Source organism: Pseudomonas fontis (assembly GCF_028656955.1).
GTDB lineage: Bacteria > Pseudomonadota > Gammaproteobacteria > Pseudomonadales > Pseudomonadaceae > Aquipseudomonas > Aquipseudomonas fontis.
Map to the genome: position 1 here is coordinate 50,522 of NZ_JAMDGY010000086.1, position 16,316 is coordinate 66,837.

At 64.2% G+C, this 16,316-nt stretch carries 12 protein-coding genes; 6 read left to right on the forward strand and 6 right to left on the reverse strand.

The window, feature by feature from the left end:
- Nucleotides 1-106: 106 nt before the first annotated feature.
- On the forward strand, nt 107-1,303 hold the full coding sequence (locus M5G11_RS22825; protein ID WP_273910378.1) for an HPP family protein: 1,197 nt from the start codon (nt 107-109) through the stop codon (nt 1,301-1,303).
- Here the strand turns inward: M5G11_RS22825 and M5G11_RS22830 are convergent.
- On the reverse strand, nt 1,244-2,107 hold the full coding sequence (locus M5G11_RS22830) for a LysR family transcriptional regulator (RefSeq protein WP_273910379.1): 864 nt from the start codon (nt 2,105-2,107) through the stop codon (nt 1,244-1,246). The two genes, M5G11_RS22825 and M5G11_RS22830, sit on opposite strands and share 60 nt — an antisense overlap.
- A gap of 264 nt (nt 2,108-2,371) precedes the next feature.
- Between M5G11_RS22830 and M5G11_RS22835 the strand changes: the two genes are divergently transcribed.
- The 3 genes from M5G11_RS22835 to M5G11_RS22845 all read left to right on the forward strand — a co-directional run bounded on the left by M5G11_RS22835 (nt 2,372) and on the right by M5G11_RS22845 (nt 5,808).
- A complete protein-coding gene (locus M5G11_RS22835; RefSeq protein WP_273910381.1) occupies nt 2,372-3,316 on the forward strand; it encodes a LysR family transcriptional regulator in 945 nt (314 codons plus the stop codon).
- A gap of 84 nt (nt 3,317-3,400) precedes the next feature.
- Nucleotides 3,401-4,813, forward strand: a complete 1,413-nt coding sequence (locus tag M5G11_RS22840; protein WP_273910382.1) for a DOPA decarboxylase — start codon at nt 3,401-3,403, stop codon at nt 4,811-4,813.
- 173 nt (nt 4,814-4,986) lie between these two features.
- Nucleotides 4,987-5,808 (forward strand): class I SAM-dependent methyltransferase, encoded by an 822-nt coding sequence (locus tag M5G11_RS22845; protein ID WP_273910384.1) that lies wholly within the window; start codon nt 4,987-4,989, stop codon nt 5,806-5,808.
- 110 nt (nt 5,809-5,918) lie between these two features.
- Here M5G11_RS22845 and M5G11_RS22850 read toward each other — a convergent pair whose 3' ends face one another.
- From M5G11_RS22850 to M5G11_RS22860, 3 genes are all read right to left on the reverse strand, one after another.
- Nucleotides 5,919-7,910, reverse strand: coding sequence for a hypothetical protein (locus M5G11_RS22850; protein WP_273925378.1), 1,992 nt, complete (start codon nt 7,908-7,910; stop codon nt 5,919-5,921).
- Nucleotides 7,911-8,101: 191 nt separating this feature from the next.
- Nucleotides 8,102-9,784, reverse strand: coding sequence for an alpha-keto acid decarboxylase family protein (locus M5G11_RS22855; RefSeq protein WP_273910386.1), 1,683 nt, complete (start codon nt 9,782-9,784; stop codon nt 8,102-8,104).
- Nucleotides 9,781-11,547: a flavin monoamine oxidase family protein gene (locus tag M5G11_RS22860; protein ID WP_273910387.1), complete on the reverse strand. Its 1,767-nt coding sequence runs from the start codon at nt 11,545-11,547 to the stop codon at nt 9,781-9,783. The genes M5G11_RS22855 and M5G11_RS22860 overlap by 4 nt, the downstream gene beginning before the upstream one ends.
- Before the next feature lie 342 nt (nt 11,548-11,889).
- On the opposite strand from M5G11_RS22860, the gene M5G11_RS22865 reads away from it, so the two are divergent.
- A complete protein-coding gene (locus M5G11_RS22865) occupies nt 11,890-13,740 on the forward strand; it encodes a polyurethane esterase (protein ID WP_273910388.1) in 1,851 nt (616 codons plus the stop codon).
- 122 nt (nt 13,741-13,862) lie between these two features.
- On the opposite strand, the gene M5G11_RS22870 is transcribed toward M5G11_RS22865, so the two are convergent.
- Together M5G11_RS22870 and M5G11_RS22875 are read right to left on the reverse strand one after the other, a co-directional pair.
- Nucleotides 13,863-14,180 (reverse strand): hypothetical protein, encoded by a 318-nt coding sequence (locus M5G11_RS22870; protein WP_273910389.1) that lies wholly within the window; start codon nt 14,178-14,180, stop codon nt 13,863-13,865.
- A 33-nt stretch (nt 14,181-14,213) separates the two neighbouring features.
- Complete coding sequence (locus M5G11_RS22875; protein WP_273910390.1) at nt 14,214-14,477, reverse strand: hypothetical protein; 264 nt, start codon at nt 14,475-14,477, stop codon at nt 14,214-14,216.
- A gap of 311 nt (nt 14,478-14,788) precedes the next feature.
- On the opposite strand from M5G11_RS22875, the gene M5G11_RS22880 reads away from it, so the two are divergent.
- On the forward strand, nt 14,789-16,234 hold the full coding sequence (locus M5G11_RS22880; RefSeq protein WP_273910391.1) for a SulP family inorganic anion transporter: 1,446 nt from the start codon (nt 14,789-14,791) through the stop codon (nt 16,232-16,234).
- Nucleotides 16,235-16,316: the final 82 nt, after the last annotated feature.

Here is a 16,316-nt window from a genome sequence, read left to right on the forward strand (position 1 = left end):
TTTCCATCTCCATGGACGGAACCGTTTGTGTATTGCCCCCTCGCGATACAAAGTCCGTCTGTTGTTGGGCGGGCTTCCTTTCTTCACACAGGTGCCTGGTCGTCGCATGTCTACCCGTGGTCTGAATCATTGGCTTGATCGCTTCATCCCCGCTGCTCTGCATATCCCGCCCAAAGAATGGTTGCGCGCCGGCTTCGGTGCCTTGCTCGGCTTGCTGCTGGCGGGTGGCGTATGCAATGCGCTATTCGGCAGTGCGGTAACCCTGCACCTGATGGCGCCGCTGGCGGCCTCGGCGGTGTTGCTGTTTGGCGTGCACTCGGGGGCGCTGTCGCAACCCTGGCCACTGCTGGGCAGCTATGCCTGCGCCATGCTGGTGGGCCTGGGCCTGCACCACTGGATCGGCCCCGGCCTGCTGGTGGCGGCCTCGGCGCTGGTGTTGGTGATCCTGCTGATGTGCCTGCTGCGTTGCCTGCATCCGCCGGGCGCGGCGCTGGCGGTCAGCCTGGCACTGGCCGACCCGTCATTGAGCCGGCTGGGTATCGAGGTGGTCGAGCCGGTGCTGCTCAATGCGTTGTGCCTGCTGCTGGTCGCCGTGCTCTACAACCGCCTGACCGGTGTGCGCTACCCGAAAATCGTCGCACCGCGCAAAGACCTGCACCAGACCCAGGACCGCCCAGCCGCCGAGCGATTGGGCCTGCGTGCCAATGACCTGGACCAGGCGCTGGAAGAAGTTGGCGGCTTTGTCGACATCACCCGTGATGACCTCGAGCGGATCATCCGCGCCACCGAGCGACATGCACTGCAACGCAGCCTCGGCGGTATTACCGCCGCGCAAGTGATGTCCCGCGATGTGCAAAGTGCCGCCCCGGACATGACCCAGGAACAAGCCTGGAAACTGCTCGCCGGGCATCGCCTGAAAACCCTTCCGGTGCTCGATGCGCAGCGTCAGCTGGTGGGCATCGCCAGCCTGAGTGATCTGGTGGGCCCGGCCATGGCGCAGCGTCGTTTCAGTTGGCGGGCATTGTTCGGCCGCCGCCGTGATGTGCGCCTGGCGCAGGTCATGAGCCCACGGGTGATCAGCGTGCAGAGCGTTCAGCCGGCCAGCGAGTTGGTGACCTTGCTGTGTGACCAGGGCTTGCACTGCCTGCCGGTACTGGAAGACGGGCAACTGGTCGGGGTGATTACCCAGACCGACCTGATTGCCGCGTTGCATCGCCATCTGGTGCAGCGCGAAGAGCTGCCCTCAGATGAGCGGGTCCCAGCGTTGCGACCAGTCGCTGTCCCCCGTCGCGACGTGGCGTAGCAGGCTGCGGGCCTGTTGCAGCGCGACGGAGTCACGGTCGCGGGTGTAGACCAGGTAGGTTGGGTAGGTGAATTCGGGCGCCTGCGGTACGCGTTCAAGTACGCCGCGATCCAGATAGCTCTGCACCACGCGGGTGCGGAAGTAGCCGCTGCCGCCGTGTTCGAGAATGAATTGCAGGGCCATCGGGCCGAGGTTGACGCTCAGGCTCGGGTGGGCCAGATCGGGCAGGGCGGCGTCATGCTGGCGGCGGAAGGCCTCGCCCCAGTCGATGTACACGTAGGGCTCTGCCTGGTGGACGCTGCGCACGCGCACGAGTTTTTCTTCCAGCAATTGCTCGACCTGCAAGCCGGGTGCGTAGCTGGGCTGGTAGACCACCACGGCGTCGAGCTGGTCCTGCTCAAGTTTTCGCAGCAGGGTGTCGCTGTCGCCGACTTCGCTGCGAATGGCGTGGCCGGGCACTTGCTGGTGCAGCGCACTGATCCAGTCGATCACCAGCGGGTTGCACAGGCTGGTTTCGCCGCCGATGCGCAGTACCGGGTGACGTCCGTCGGGGAGCGGCAGGTCGCGGCGGGCGGCTTCCCAGGTTTGCACCAGCTGGTTGGCATAGACCACGAAGGCCTCGCCGTCGGCGGTCAGGCTGGCGCCGTTGCGGCTGCGCACGAAGAGCTGGCAACCCAGGTGTTGTTCGAGCTTTTGTACCCGGGCACTGATTGCGGTCTGGGTGACATGCAGGCGCTGGGCGGCGGCGACCAGGCTGCCACTGCGATGGATTTCCAGGAAGGTGCGGGCGAGGTCGATGTCCATGGGGCGCTCTTGTGCGGCGAAGGGGGCATTCTAGCTTCAGGAGCGCTTGCTAGTCATTCAGGCCTCATCGCCGGCAAGGCCGGCTCCCACAGGTATTGCATGCTCTGCTGACACTGCTGACACTGCTGACACTGCTGACACTGCTGACACTGTGGGAGCTGGCCTTGCCAGCGATGGGGTCAATGCAGATGGCAACTGATACCCGTGCTTTTAATGCTTGGACAAAGCCCTTAGTCTGCCAAGCCCCCCACGCAGGAGCGCCCCGTGAACCCCGTCTTTGCCTCGCTGAGCGTCGCCCATCTGCATGCCCTGGACACCCTGTTGCAGCTCAAGAACCTCAGCCACGCCGCCGAGCGCCTGGGCAGCAGCCAATCGGTGCTCAGCCGGCAACTGGCGCATATGCGCAACGCCTTCGACGACCCGCTACTGGTTCGCCAGGGCCGGGGCTATGTGCTCAGTGAACGCGCCGAAGCGTTGGTCGCGCCACTGCGCCAGGTGCTCGCCCAACTCGACACCCTGCGCCAACCCGAAACCTTCAGCCCCGCCCGCTGTGAACGGCGCTTCAGCCTGGCCGCCTCGGACTACATCGCCGAACACATGCTGCCACTGCTCATGCAGCGCCTCGCGCAGCAGGCCCCCGGCGTCAGCATCGACTATCACGCCTGGCAACCCGACCAGTTCGAGCGCCTGGCCAGCGGCGAGATCGACCTCGCCACCACCCTGTTCGACAGCGCACCGCCCGGCCTGCATGGGCGCATGCTCGGCGAAGACCGGGCCGTGTGCCTGATGCACCGCGACCACCCGTTGGCCGAACAACCGCAGGTCAGCCAGGACGATTACTGCGCCTGGGGCCATGTGCGCATCTCGGCAGGTGGCGACAAGGACAGCTTCGTCGACCAGCATTTGCGTGCCCAGGGCCTGGCCCGGCGGATCATTTTGCAGGTGCCGTTCTTCTCTGCCGCCGTGCAGGTGCTCGGCGGTAGCCAGGCGCTGGCCACAGTGCCCGAACACATCGCCCGCCAGCTCAGTCGCCTGCACCCGTTGACCTGGCGGCCGCTGGCGTTTGTCGAGCACACGCAGCGCTACTGGGTGGTCTGGCACCAGCGCCTGCAGGCTTCGGCCGAGCATCGCTGGTTGCGCGGGCTGGTGTTCGAGTTGTGGCAGCAGTCGCAGTTCGGGGTGCAGGGCAGGTATGCGGATTCGCCATAGCAGCTATGCGCCGGGCGGCGTTCTTCAGCGCGCCAGCAGCACCTAGACTCAGCGGCACTACCTCGCATGCCAAGGAGCTGCCGCGTGAACCCGGAAGAATTTCGCAAACAAGGCCACCTGCTGATCGACCGCATTGCCGACTACCGCTCGAACATTGCCGAGCGGCCGGTCATGGCCCAGGTCGAGCCGGGCTACCTCAAGGCCGCGCTGCCGGCCACGGCGCCGACCCAGGGCGAACCGTTCGAGCGCATCCTCGACGATGTCGACCAACTGCTCATGCCCGGCTTGTCCCATTGGCAGCACCCGGACTTCTTCGGCTATTTCCCCTCCAATGGCACGTTGTCCTCGGTGCTCGGTGACTTTCTCAGCACCGGGTTGGGCGTGCTGGGCTTGTCGTGGCAATCGAGCCCGGCCTTGAGCGAGCTGGAAGAGACCAGCGTCGACTGGCTGCGGCAGATGATCGGCCTGTCCGGCGCCTGGAGCGGAGTGATCCAGGACACCGCGTCCACCAGTACCCTGGTGGCCTTGATCTGCGCCCGAGAGCGCGCCAGCGACTACGCCCTGGTACGCGGCGGCCTGCAGGCGCAGAGCAAGCCTTTAATGATCTACACCAGCGCCCAGGCCCACAGCTCGGTGGACAAGGCGGCGCTGCTGGCAGGTTTTGGCAAACACAACATTCGCTACATCGAGACCGACGAGGCCTTCGCCATGCGCCCCGAGGCGCTGGCCCGGGCGATCGAGCAGGACCTGGCCGCCGGCCTGCAACCGTGCGCCATCGTGGCGACCACCGGTACCACGGCGACCACCGCCGTCGACCCCTTGCAGCCGATTGGCGTGATCGCCCGTGCCCATGGCCTGTGGCTGCATGTGGACTCGGCCATGGCCGGTTCGGCGATGATCCTCCCCGAGTGCCGCTGGATGTGGGACGGCATCGAGCAGGCGGACTCCATCGTGGTCAATGCGCACAAATGGCTGGGGGTGGCGTTCGACTGCTCGTTGTATTTCGTGCGTGACCCGCAGCACCTGATCCGGGTCATGAGCACCAACCCGAGCTACTTGCAGTCGGCGGTGGACAGCGAGGTGAAGAACCTGCGCGACTGGGGTATTCCGTTGGGCCGGCGGTTCCGCGCGCTGAAACTGTGGTTCATGTTGCGCAGTGAGGGGGTGGAGGGTTTGCAGCAGCGTTTGCGTCGTGACCTGGAGAATGCCCAGTGGCTGGCGCAGCAGATCGAGGGGGCAGGGGACTGGGCGTTGCTGGCGCCGGTGCAGTTGCAGACCCTGTGCATTCGCCATCAGCCGGCCGGGCTGGAAGGTGAGGCGTTGGACCAGCACACGCGGGCCTGGGCGGACCGGCTGAATGCTTCGGGGCTGGCTTATGTCACGCCGGCGACCTTGCAGGGCCAGTGGATGGTGCGTATTTCCATCGGTGCCTTGCCGACCGAGCGTGAGCATGTGCAGCGGTTGTGGCAGCGGTTGCAGGCTGTGGTTCTGGGGTGAGCCCATCGCCGGCAAGGCCGGCTCCCACGGTGATCCAGTCCAACTGAGCGGTTTCTGTGGGAGCCGGCTTTGCCGGCGATGCAAGGCAACGCCTTGCCATACCAGTTGAATCAGCCCTCAGCTTGGCGCTATCTTGCTCGGCTCAAGGACTTCACTGCCCGCAGGAGCTGCACATGGCCGATTCCTTCACCCTGAACAAAGCCAGCTGGGACGAACGCGCGCCGTTGCACGCCGCGTCCAGCGGCTACGACACCGCGGCCTTCGTGCGCGACCCCGGCTATCTGTCCGAGGTCGTGCGTTTCGATTTACCGCGTCTGGGCGATATTGCCGGGTTGCGCGGGGTTCACCTGCAATGTCATATCGGCACGGACACCCTGTCGCTGGCGCGCCTGGGTGCCGAGATGAGCGGGCTGGATTTTTCGTCCGCCTCGCTGGCCCAGGCGCGGGACCTGGCCCGGCGTTGCGGGGCATCGATCGGCTATGTCGAAGCCGATGTCTACGACGCAACCCGCGTGTTGCCAGCGGCATCGTTCGACTTTGTCTACACCGGGATTGGCGCGCTGTGCTGGCTGCCGAGCATCGAGCGTTGGGCGCAGAACGTGGCCGGTTTGCTGAAGCCGGGCGGGCGTCTGTTCCTGCGTGAGGGGCACCCGATGCTGCTGGCGATCAATGAGGATCACCAGGACCAATTGGTGGTGGAGTACCCGTATTTCGAACGGGCCGAGCCGACGGTGTGGGTCAACGACCAGACCTACGTGCAAACGCAGCAGGCCCTGCGCGAAACGGAAACCCACGAGTGGAACCACGGGCTGGGCGAGATCATTACCGCCTTGCTTGGGCAGGGTATGCAGATTACCGCGCTGGTCGAGCACGACAGCTTGCCGTGGGAGGCGTTGCCCGGGCAGATGACCCTGGGCGCAGGCGGTGAATGGCAACTGAGCAAGGATCGTTGGCGGATGCCGTTGAGCTATACCTTGCAGGCGCGCAAGGTGTAGTGCGCTTCGGGGCCTCATCGCCGGCAAGGCCGGCTCCCACAAAGATTCAGGGCAAATACCCGAGATCTGTGGGAGCCGGCCTTGCCGGCGATGAGGCCAGCAGCCTCAACTCAAGGCTGCGGGCTCACCGTCGCATTGCGCCACGCCGTCTGCAACTCCTGCTCCACCCGCGCCGGCACCACCTTGCCCGGCTGCTGTTGCAGGCTCAGCTTCAAGCCATTCAACGAGCGCCCGCTCAAGCGGTTTTCGCTCAGGTCCTGGCTGAAGACCTTTTCGGCTTCCATCGCCTTGCCTTGCGCCAGGTACGCATAACCCAGCGACTCGCGCAGCGTGTAGTACCAGTCCGGCGGTTCGTTGTAGTTCAGGCTGTCCTGCACCTCGACACCCTTGTGCCAGGCCGCCAGCACCTGCGTCGGGTTGTCCCCGTCGAGGGCCTTGAGGTCGGCGGCCAGCAGCTTGCTCTTGTCACCGGCCAGCACATCGGCGCTGCTGCGCTGCACATCGGCCAGCGGCAGTTTCTCCCCCGTTGCTTGCTGGGCCTTGTTGAACAGGATCAGGTTGGCGATGCGCAGCAATTGCTCAGCCGGGTTGTTGCCGTAGGCCAGTTCACCTTCGCCCAGCACACTGTCGACCTTCAGCCAGAACCCCTTCAAGGCGTCGAGGGCCGCCGCGTTGCTGAGCCCGCCGGCTGCCAGTTGCTGATAGGCCTCGGCGTAGGCCGCCATGATCCGCGTGTAGGGTTTGCTCAGCGGCTTCCAGTCGCTGTTGGCCTTGGCGCACACCTCGTTGATCTGCGCCAGGCCCGCGTCGATCTTCGGCGTGATCCTGGCCAGCGCATCCCAATCCTGGAAGCGCACCGCGTAGTAATAGGGCACGGCATAGAAGTAGTCGGACTTGGTCTTGATTTCCTGCGGGTACTGCTGGCAGAGGAACGCCATTGCCGAGTAGCGCGTGGTGTTTTCCACCAGTTCCTCGGCCATGTTCATGGCCTCGTTGCGCCGCCCTTCAATGGACAGGGTCCAGGTCAGAAAATGCATGTTGTGGCCCAGGTAGTGCAGCGCGTACGGGCTTTGCGGCTGGGCTTGATGGGCGTAGGCGCGGTCCACCGATACCGCCGAATAGTTCGTCGCGCTGGCCAGGGCATTGTTGCCGGTGCGCTGGTAAATGTGCGAGGCCATGTGGATCAGGTGCCCGACTGCCGGGTTCAGCGTGCGGAAGCGGTCGGCCATGGGCAGGCCGCTGTCGGGGAACGGCGACTCCTCGATGGCATGGATGTAGAAGTGGTTGGCGCCACTGTGCAGTTGGTCCTGGCCGAGCACGCGGTTGAGCACCTGCAAGGCTTCATAGGCGGCCGTCGTCGGCTTGACCTCGTCGGAGATCGCCTCGCTGCCTTCCCACCATTTCCACGGGCTGATGTTGAGCAACGCATCGGCGTAGAGCGTGGAGGCGTCGAGGTCGTCGAAATAGCTGTCGGCCAAGGTCTTCATGGCCTTGGCGTAGCGTTCGTTGCCCTCCTTGGACAGGCTGACCTTGCCGGCGCTTTCCTGGTATTGGGTGAGGAATGCCTTGGCGTAGTCCACTTCCCGTTGCAGTTGGCGCTCGCCGAAGCGTTCGCGGGCGGTGGGGTCGGCCAGGCGTTTGTTGGCGTTCTCCAGGGCCATGCCGGCGGCCTTGTAGGCGAGGATGTTGCAGCCTCGGGTGGCATCACTGTTGATGTTGGAGTTGGCCGACAGGGCGATCCCCCAATAGGGCATGGCCGATCCGTTGTCGAGCTGGCTGGCCTGGTGGAAGGCGCGAATCGCTTCGGAGAAATTGAAGCCATATTGCAGGGCCATGCCCTGGCTATAGAACGCCTGGACCTGCTCGGGCTGGTTCATGGCCACCAGCGCGTAACGGGTGCCACCCAGGCCCGAGAGCAGCTCGGCTTTTTCAATGTCCTGGTCGCTGACGCAGGCTTTCATCACCTCGGGCAGCGTGGCAGAGGCCGGGGCGGGGGTGAAGCTGTTGTCCGGCTCGGTGGCGTTGTGGTTCATGTTGTGGGCGTGGGCTGACAGCGGGAAGCAGGCCATCAGGGCCAGGAACAGGGTGGTGCGGGATTTCATCTAAGACTCCTTGTCACGCTAACGGCAGAGGCTGACTGGACGCCGATCCTGTGGGAGCCGGCCTTGCCGGCGATGAGACAGGCATTGCTGGCGGCTGGTGCCCAGCCGATCGCTGGCAAGGCCAGCTCCCACAGAGATCACTTCAGGAAAGCGGCTCCTGCAGTGTTTGCGCGTCATGTTTTTCCGTGTTGTCAGGTTTGCGCCAACCGCCAGATCTGCTCAGCCAGATCCTTCTCCGGTATGCACACTTCAACCAGCACCGGCTTGTCACGCTCCTCGAAAATCGTCGGCAGCAGGCTCTGCAACTGGCCCACTGTCTCCACCCGGCAACCCACCGCGCCAAAGCCTTCGGCCAAGGCGCAGTAATCCAGGGTCGGCAGGGTATCGAACGGGGCAAACTCGCCCTCCGGCTCGAACGCATCGAGGCTGACGAATGCCTGCTCGATCGCATACACCCGGTTGCTCATCACGAACACCACGGCATTCACCTGGTTGCGCGCCAACGCCGCCAGCGACTGGCAGACCATCATGAAACCACCGTCGCCCGCCACCACCACCGGCCGGCTCCCGCTGGCCAGGGCAACGCCGAGCGCGCAGCCGGTCTCATGCCCCAGCGAGCCCCAGATGGCATCCGAGATAAAGCTGTCGCGCGGCATGCCGGTGATGTTGCTGGCCACGTACAGCGACGAGCTTTCGCCAAGGATCAACGTGCTGGCCTCCCACAGGTGCTGCTCTTCGGCGAACTCCACCAGCGTGTTGAAAAACTGCGCATACGTCAGCGGCACATCGGAACGTGCTGCCGCCAGCAGCCGTGGCGCCGGCAGTTTGGCAAAGCCACTCAACGGGAAGCGCGGATCCTGCTCCAGCGCCTTCATCAGCCCATGCACATAGTCGGTCAGGCGCAGGTTGGGGTAGTACTCGGCACCCGTGCGAGCCAGCTCGCAGTTGACCTGGATGATCTGCTCGAAACGGCTGCCAAGCAGGTCCAGGTAGTCGTCGGTGAAGATCACCCCGATGGCCAGGATGCAGTCAGCTTCATCAACCCGCGCCGAGGTCGACAGCAGCGACGCCGGCCCGGCAAAGGTGCCGATGAACTGCGCGTGGCGCTCATCGAGCACGGTCTTGGCGTCCAGCGTGGTGGTGAACGACAGGCCGCAGTCGTTGACCAGGCGCAGCACTTCATCCTGCAGGTCATAGCGGCCGACCTCGACGCCCAGCAGCAACAACGGGTGTTTCGCCGCGGCCAGGCGCCTGAGCGTCTCATCGACCGCCGCCTTCAAGGCCAGCGGCGCCGATGGTCGCGGTGCCGGGCACAATTCGCCTTGCGGACGGGAGCACTCGTCCCCCCAAACGTCCTTGTACGCCTCCAGGTACACCGGCTGGCGGTGGGTGAGGGCGGCGATCAACGCGTTGTCGATCTGCCGGGGTGCCTGGTGGGCATCGGCAATGATCTCGCAGGCCACCGTCACCTGCTCCAGCACATTGCGGTCGGCTTCGAAGTTGCCGGTGGAATGGTGGAACAGGATGTTCTGCGAGCGCGCCTTGGCCCGGCTTTCAGTCGAGGGGCTGGCAGAAATCACCACCACCGGGTTGCGCTCGACGAACGATCCGGCAATCGCGTTGACCGCGCTGAAGGTGCCCACCCCGTACTGCAACGACACCGCGCCCATGCCGGTGTGGCGCGCGTAGCCATCGGCGCTGTAGGCCGCGCCCATTTCATAGACCTCGCCCACCGCATCGATGCCCTCGAAGGCGTCGAGCGCCTCCATGAAGTTGGAGACATAGTCCCCCGGCACCTGGAATACCTTGTGCACGCCCAGCTGCACCAGCCGGGTCAGCAGGTAGTCGGCCACGCTGAAGGTTGCCTTGCTCATGGCTGGATCCCCGTGTAGGCAAACTCGGTGACCTGCTCAAGGGTTTTCGCGCAGTCCTTGCACGCCATCGGGGTCGGCGGCTCGATCTCGGCCGGGCCTTGATCGGGGAGCAGTTGGTACTGCTCCGGCAGCCAGCTTGGCCGGGACAGCTTGAAGAAGTCCTGCAGGGTGGACTCGGCCACGGTCAGCGCGCCTTCGACCCAGCCCTGGCCATAGGAATAGGCTTCGCCGACGATGTAGATCGCCTGGTCATCGACCGGGTGGCGCATCTTGTGGATGATCAGGTCCAGGCGGTAGTTGGCCTTCCATTCGTGCCAGCCGCCGCCGTACGGGTCGGCATCCCAGGCGTGGTAGACCGCCGAGTAGGGCGCCGGCAGCTCGACCTGGTCGTGCACCTGGGTGACCTGGCGCTGGGCAATGCGGACCATCTCGTCGCTGACCTGGAACTGCGTGCGCGGGACGACTTCGTTGATGCCATAGGCGCCCTTGAGGTTATTCGGCGCATAGCCCTGGAAGTCTTCGCCACCCTCCAGGCCCTTCCAGAACGGCACGGTGCCGATGTCGTTGTAGGAGGCCATCAGCAGCGAATTGAGCGTCGGCTCGCCATGCTCCTGCTCGCACTCGGTGCCCATGTAGTACACCTGACGCACCGGCAGGTCAGTGACCGAACGCCCGGCCACCAGGCCAAGTGCGCGCCACCACGGCTGCTCGTAGGCCAGGAACAGCTTGAACGCCGACTGCACCAGCACCGAGCCGAGGTTGTGCTTGAGCCATGCATCATTGAACAGCGGCGACTCGACCAGTTCCAGCGCGCGCCGTGGCATGGCCAGGATCACCTGGCGGGCCTGCACGGCGGTTTGTGGCTCGTCGACATCGGTGGTGCTGCCGTTGACCGTGCGGGTTCTCTGGAAATGCAGGCGGTACGGGTATTCCTGGTCGTCGCTGTAGTCCACCGAGACCAGGCGCTGGTTCATCTGCACCCGCTGTTCCTGGCGCAGTACGCCCGGCAGCTTGGCGAAGGTTTCCGCCAGGGTCAGCGGCAGGCTCTGGAAGCCTTTTTTCAGGGTGAGGAACTGCGTGGTGTCGCTGTATTCGGTGGCGGGCAGCTGGGTGACGGCGTTGGCGTTGGCGACGTTGGCCTCGTAGCCACCGGCATCCTTCATGAACTGGTAGCCCTCGTTGCTCAGCACCCGGTAGAGCAGGTCCCAGAAGCCATAACGCCAGATTTCCTTGCCGAACACCTGCACCTGCATCTGTTGCGGCAGGCTCAACTGGTCGAAGCCTGGGTAGATGCTGTTCATCACCTTGACTTGCAGGTCTTCGGGGCCGAAGCCGCGTTCGGACCAGGCGAGGTTGTAGGGGATCTTGTCCGGCGCCTCGGTGAAGTCGCGCATGCGAAAGCGCTGGCCGCGCAGGTAGAACAGGTTGTTCTGCGCGCCGACGGGGTGGTCCTTGGGCTGTTCGTTGCCCATCGGGAAGTCCTTGCTCGGCAGGTCCAGGTGCTGGACCAGCTTGTCCACCAGCACATGGCCGCTGGTGTCGTGGTCGGCGCTGGGCATGTAGCGCATGCCGCCGACCTCGGCGACCACGTTGGGCAGGCCGGGCAGGTTGATGCTGAACAGGCGCCCGCCAATGCGGTCGCCATATTCGAACAGGGCAATCCGCTTGTTGTTGCCTAGCGCCTCTTGCAGGCGCCAGGCGCTGTAGGTTCCCGAAGCGCCGCCGCCAACGATGGCGACGTCCAGTTGCAGTGCTTGGCTCATGGCGAAATCCCTTTGCGGGGTGGTGGGGTAATCCGTTCCCGTCGCAGTATTGTTCAGGTTTTTCGGAATGCCACTTTGATATCACCTTTTTTCTGTAGCCGCTGTCGTCAGGCTGCGCTGGAGCCCGCAGGGCTCCCAAGGGCGGCGCCTGCGGTGCAGGCGAGCGCAGCCTGACGGCAGCAGCTACCGGCCCATATGCTTTGCTCTTTGTCTGGATCACCATGGCAAAGTTGATGGACACCGCTGATATTGGCATGGCAGCTTCGCCAAACCCCTGCCCGGTGTGTCACATGGACGATGTCGCCCTGGGGACCATTCCAATAACAACAAGGATGTCCTCTTATGCCCGTCTTCGATTACCGCAACCTCGATACCGCTGCCTCCAAAGCCCTGTATGCCGATGCCATGGCGCTGTCGCTGTACGCCTATCACAACCTCGATCAAGGCCTGGCCGTTGGTTACCAGCAGCATGGCTTCGGCCTGGGCCTGCCCGCGACCCTGGTCAAGGCATTGATCGGCGGCACCGATGCCCAGGGCGCGATCCCCGGGATCCCGTGGAACCCCGACAGCGAGGCCGCCGCCCTGGCAGCGGTCAAGGCCGCCGGCTGGAACCCGATCAGCGCGGCCCAGCTGGGCTATCAGGGCAAGACCGATTTTCGCGGCACCTTCTATGGCGAAAAGGCAGGTTTTGACAGCGCCCAGGTCGAAATCCTCGGCAAGTACGACGCCAGTGGCCAGCTCAGCGGCATCGGCATCGGCTTTCGTGGCACCAGCGGGCCGCGGGAATCACTGCTCGGCGACACCTTCGCCGACGCCATCCACGACCTGATGGCTGCCCTGGGGCCGACCGACTTTGCCAAGCAGTACGTCGCCAATGCGTTCGGCACGTTGATGGGCAATGTGGCGGCCTACGCCAGCAGCCATGGCTTGAGCGGCAAGGACATCACCGTCAGCGGCCACAGCCTCGGCGGGCTGGCGGTCAACAGCCTGGCGGAGCTGAGCAAGGAGCAATGGGGCGGCTTCTACCATGATTCGAAATACGTGGCCTTCGCTTCACCCACCCAGGCCAGCGACCCGTCGCTGGTGCTGAATATCGGTTATGAGAACGACCCGGTGTTCCGCGCCCTGGACGGCACCCAGCTGACCTGGGCATCGCTTGGCGTGCACGACGCGGCCAAGCCGTCGAGCACCGACAACATCGTCAACTTCAACGACCATTACGCCTCCACGGCGTGGAACCTGCTGCCGTATTCCATCGGTAATGTCTCCAACTGGCTGGCGCACCTGCCGACCGCCTACGGCGATGGCTTGGGCCGGGTGCTGAACTCGGCGTTCTATGAGTGGACCGGCAAGGACTCGACCATCGTGGTCAGCAACCTGTCCGATGTGACGCGCGGCTCGACCTGGGTCGAAGACCTCAACCGCAACGCCGAGCAGCACAGCGGCAGCACCTTCATCATCGGCTCGCAGGGCGCGGACCTGCTGCACGGTGGGCGCGGCAACGACTACCTGGATGGCGGCGCGGGCAACGACACCTTCCGTGACGATGGCGGCTACAACCTGATCCAGGGCGGCGGCGGGCGCGACACCCTGATGCTCGGCTCCGCGCTCAACCAGCTGGACATCGCCCGGGATGCTGGCGGCACCGTGTATGTGCGCGACGGCGCTGGGGCCATCAGCATGGTGCAGCAGGTGGAGACCCTGGTGAGCAAGGAGTCGAGCTGGGTGTTTTTCAGCAAGGAGGTCAGCCATCAGGTGGGGGTTGACGGCTTGCTGTCCAGCGGCAAGGTCGAGGCCTATGCGTTGTTGAAGAACGGCACGCTGGGCAACGATGTGCTGACGGCATCGGACAAGGGCACCTGGCTGTTCGGGCTGGAGGGCAATGACCGGCTGGTAGGCGGGCGGGGTGATGATGTGTTTGTCGGCGGCAGCGGCAATGATGTGCTGGTGTCGGGGGGCGGCAAGGACACCTTCCTGTTCAGCGGGCACTTTGGCCAGGACCAGCTGCAGGGCTGGCAGGTTGGCGACAAGCTGGTGTTCATGGGCGTGGAGGGTGGCACCACGGCGCCGGATTACCGGGCGCACCTGAGCCAGGTGGGCAATGATGCGGTGCTCAAGTTCGGTGTGGATTCGGTGACGCTGGTGGGGGTGGCGGCGGATAGCCTGAGTTCAGGGCAGATCGTGATTGCCTGAGTGAGCGGGGGCTGCTGAGCAGCCCATCGCTGGCAAGGCCAGCTCCCACAGGTTCGGTGTCACACAAAATCCCTGTGGGAGCCGGCATTGCCGGCGATAGCGCCCTGCAATTCAACGCCGATTCAGCGGATAACCCGTATCTGCGATGGGGCAGTACGCTGTGCAAAACCTTCAAGCAGCAAGATAGGCCCCACGTAGGAGGCAAGGGCGGTACGGCTCACCTCGGCCTGCAGCCAAGCCCCTATGCTGTCGTTGGCGGGCGCCGTACGCGAAGTGCCAATGGCGACTTCACGATCAAGGAAATGCTGGCGCAATGCGGCGTATTCGGCCGCACTGACGTGTTGGCTGTGTTGCAAGTTGCGGCCATAACGAATGTCAGTGCCAGTGAGTACAGAACCGGTGTAGTCGAACGTGCTGCGATTGGCCCAGGTTGGGTACATGGGTGCTCCTTGCAAAATAATGGATAAAGCGATTCAACCGCGAATAGTGATATCGATTGCGCTCGGGTCAACCCCAAAGGTCAGCGCCAAGCCTGCCTTGGCCTGGGCCAGGGTCAGTGGTGTGGGTGCACTCGGCTTGGCGCCGTCGGCGTCCTGAGCCTGTACCTCCAGGGCGAGCAACTCGTCGATATCGCCAGGCAACTCATACCCCAGGGCCTTGTTCAGGGCCAGCCAGGTGCTGTCGGCACGTGGACGGGCAAACTCCCCACACTCAGGCTCTTCGTATCTGCGAGGCATGACCATATGTATGCCGGCCGCACGTGCCAATGCGGCGCGACTCATGCCGCACAGTTGGCGGCGTGCTTTGAGGGCTGCGGGAAAATCAGGCGAAGAAGGAAAGGGCAGCATGGTGAAACCCTGTGCAGGCTGTTGGTGGTGAGCATAGTGATGGGTAATGGGCTTTATTGCAACTTAAAAGAACTTTTAAAATGTTTTTAGCGCTTGTTTTCGTCTTCGCCCGCTTGCCAAGGTAAGCTTGGCGGCGCTTTTCCCCATGGGTGGAAGCGCACACCTGCTTTTCGACAGCCCCTCTGCAACACAGGTACCGCATGAAAGTCACACGTTTACGCGCCGATGTCCTGGCCGGACTCACCACTTCCTTCGCCCTGGTGCCCGAGTGCATCGCCTTTGCCTTGGTCGCGCACCTCAACCCGCTGATGGGCTTGTATGGCGCGTTCATCATCTGCACCTTGACCGCTTTGTTTGGCGGCCGACCCGGCATGGTCTCCGGCGCCGCCGGCTCGATGGCCGTGGTGATCGTCGCGCTGGTGGTGCAGCACGGCGTGCAATACCTGTTGGCGACCGTGTTGCTCGGCGGCGTGCTGATGATCGCCTTCGGCCTGCTGCGTCTGGGCAAGCTGATCAGGCTGGTGCCGTACCCGGTGATGCTCGGCTTCGTCAACGGCCTGGCCATCGTCATTGCCATGGCCCAGTTGGAGCACTTCAAGGTCGACGACGCCTGGCTCAGCGGCACAGCGCTGTACCTGATGCTCGGGCTGGTGGCGCTGACCATGCTGGTGGTCTATGTGCTGCCACGCCTGACCCGCGCCGTACCGCCGGCCTTGGTGGCGATTCTGGGCGTGGGCTTGCTGGTGTACCTGCTTGAGCTGCCGACGCGCACCCTGGGTGACATGGCGCACATTGCCGGTGGCCTGCCGCAACTGGCCTGGCCAGAGCTGCCGTGGAGCCTGGAAACCCTGCGCATCATCGCCCCGTACGCGATCCTGATGGCCTTGGTCGGCCTGCTGGAAACCCTGCTGACGCTGAACCTGACGGACGAAATCACCGAAACCCGTGGTCACTCCAACCGTGAGTGCGTGGCCCTCGGTGCAGCCAACATCGCTTCCGGCCTGTGCGGCGGCATGGGCGGTTGCGCGATGATCGGGCAGACGGTGATCAACCTGAGCTCCGGCGGGCGTGGGCGTTTGTCCGGGGTGGTGGCGGGGGTGATGATCCTGCTGTTCGTGTTGTTCCTGTCACCGCTGATCGAGCGCATTCCGCTGGCGGCGCTGGTCGGGGTGATGTTCGTGGTGGCCCAGCAGACTTTTGCCTGGGCGTCGTTGCGGGTGGTGCGCAAGGTGCCGGCCAGTGATGTGCTGGCGATCATTGCCGTGACCGTGGTGACGGTGTTTACCGACCTGGCGATGGCGGTGATGTTCGGTATCGTGATTGCCGCGATCAATTTTGCCTGGCAGCAGGCGCGCGAGCTGTATGCCGATTCACAGGTGGAGGCGGACGGCAGCAAGCTCTATCGTCTGCACGGGACCTTGTTCTTTGCCTCGACGGCGCCGTTCCTCAACCAGTTCGACACGGCGGCGGACCCGGCGCAGGTGACCCTGGATTGCCGGCATTTGCGGGTGGTGGATTATTCGGCGATTTCGGCGATCAAGACCCTGCGCGAACGCTATGCCAAGGCGGGCAAGCATTTGCGCGTGGTGCATCTGTCGGAACGTTGCAAGCAACTGCTCAAGCGTGCGGGCGTACAGCACGGCTAAAACTGAGACCTGTAGCCGCTGCCGTAAGGCTGCGCTGGAGGCCGTGAGGCCTCCCAATCGATAGCCGCGCCCGCGTTGCAGG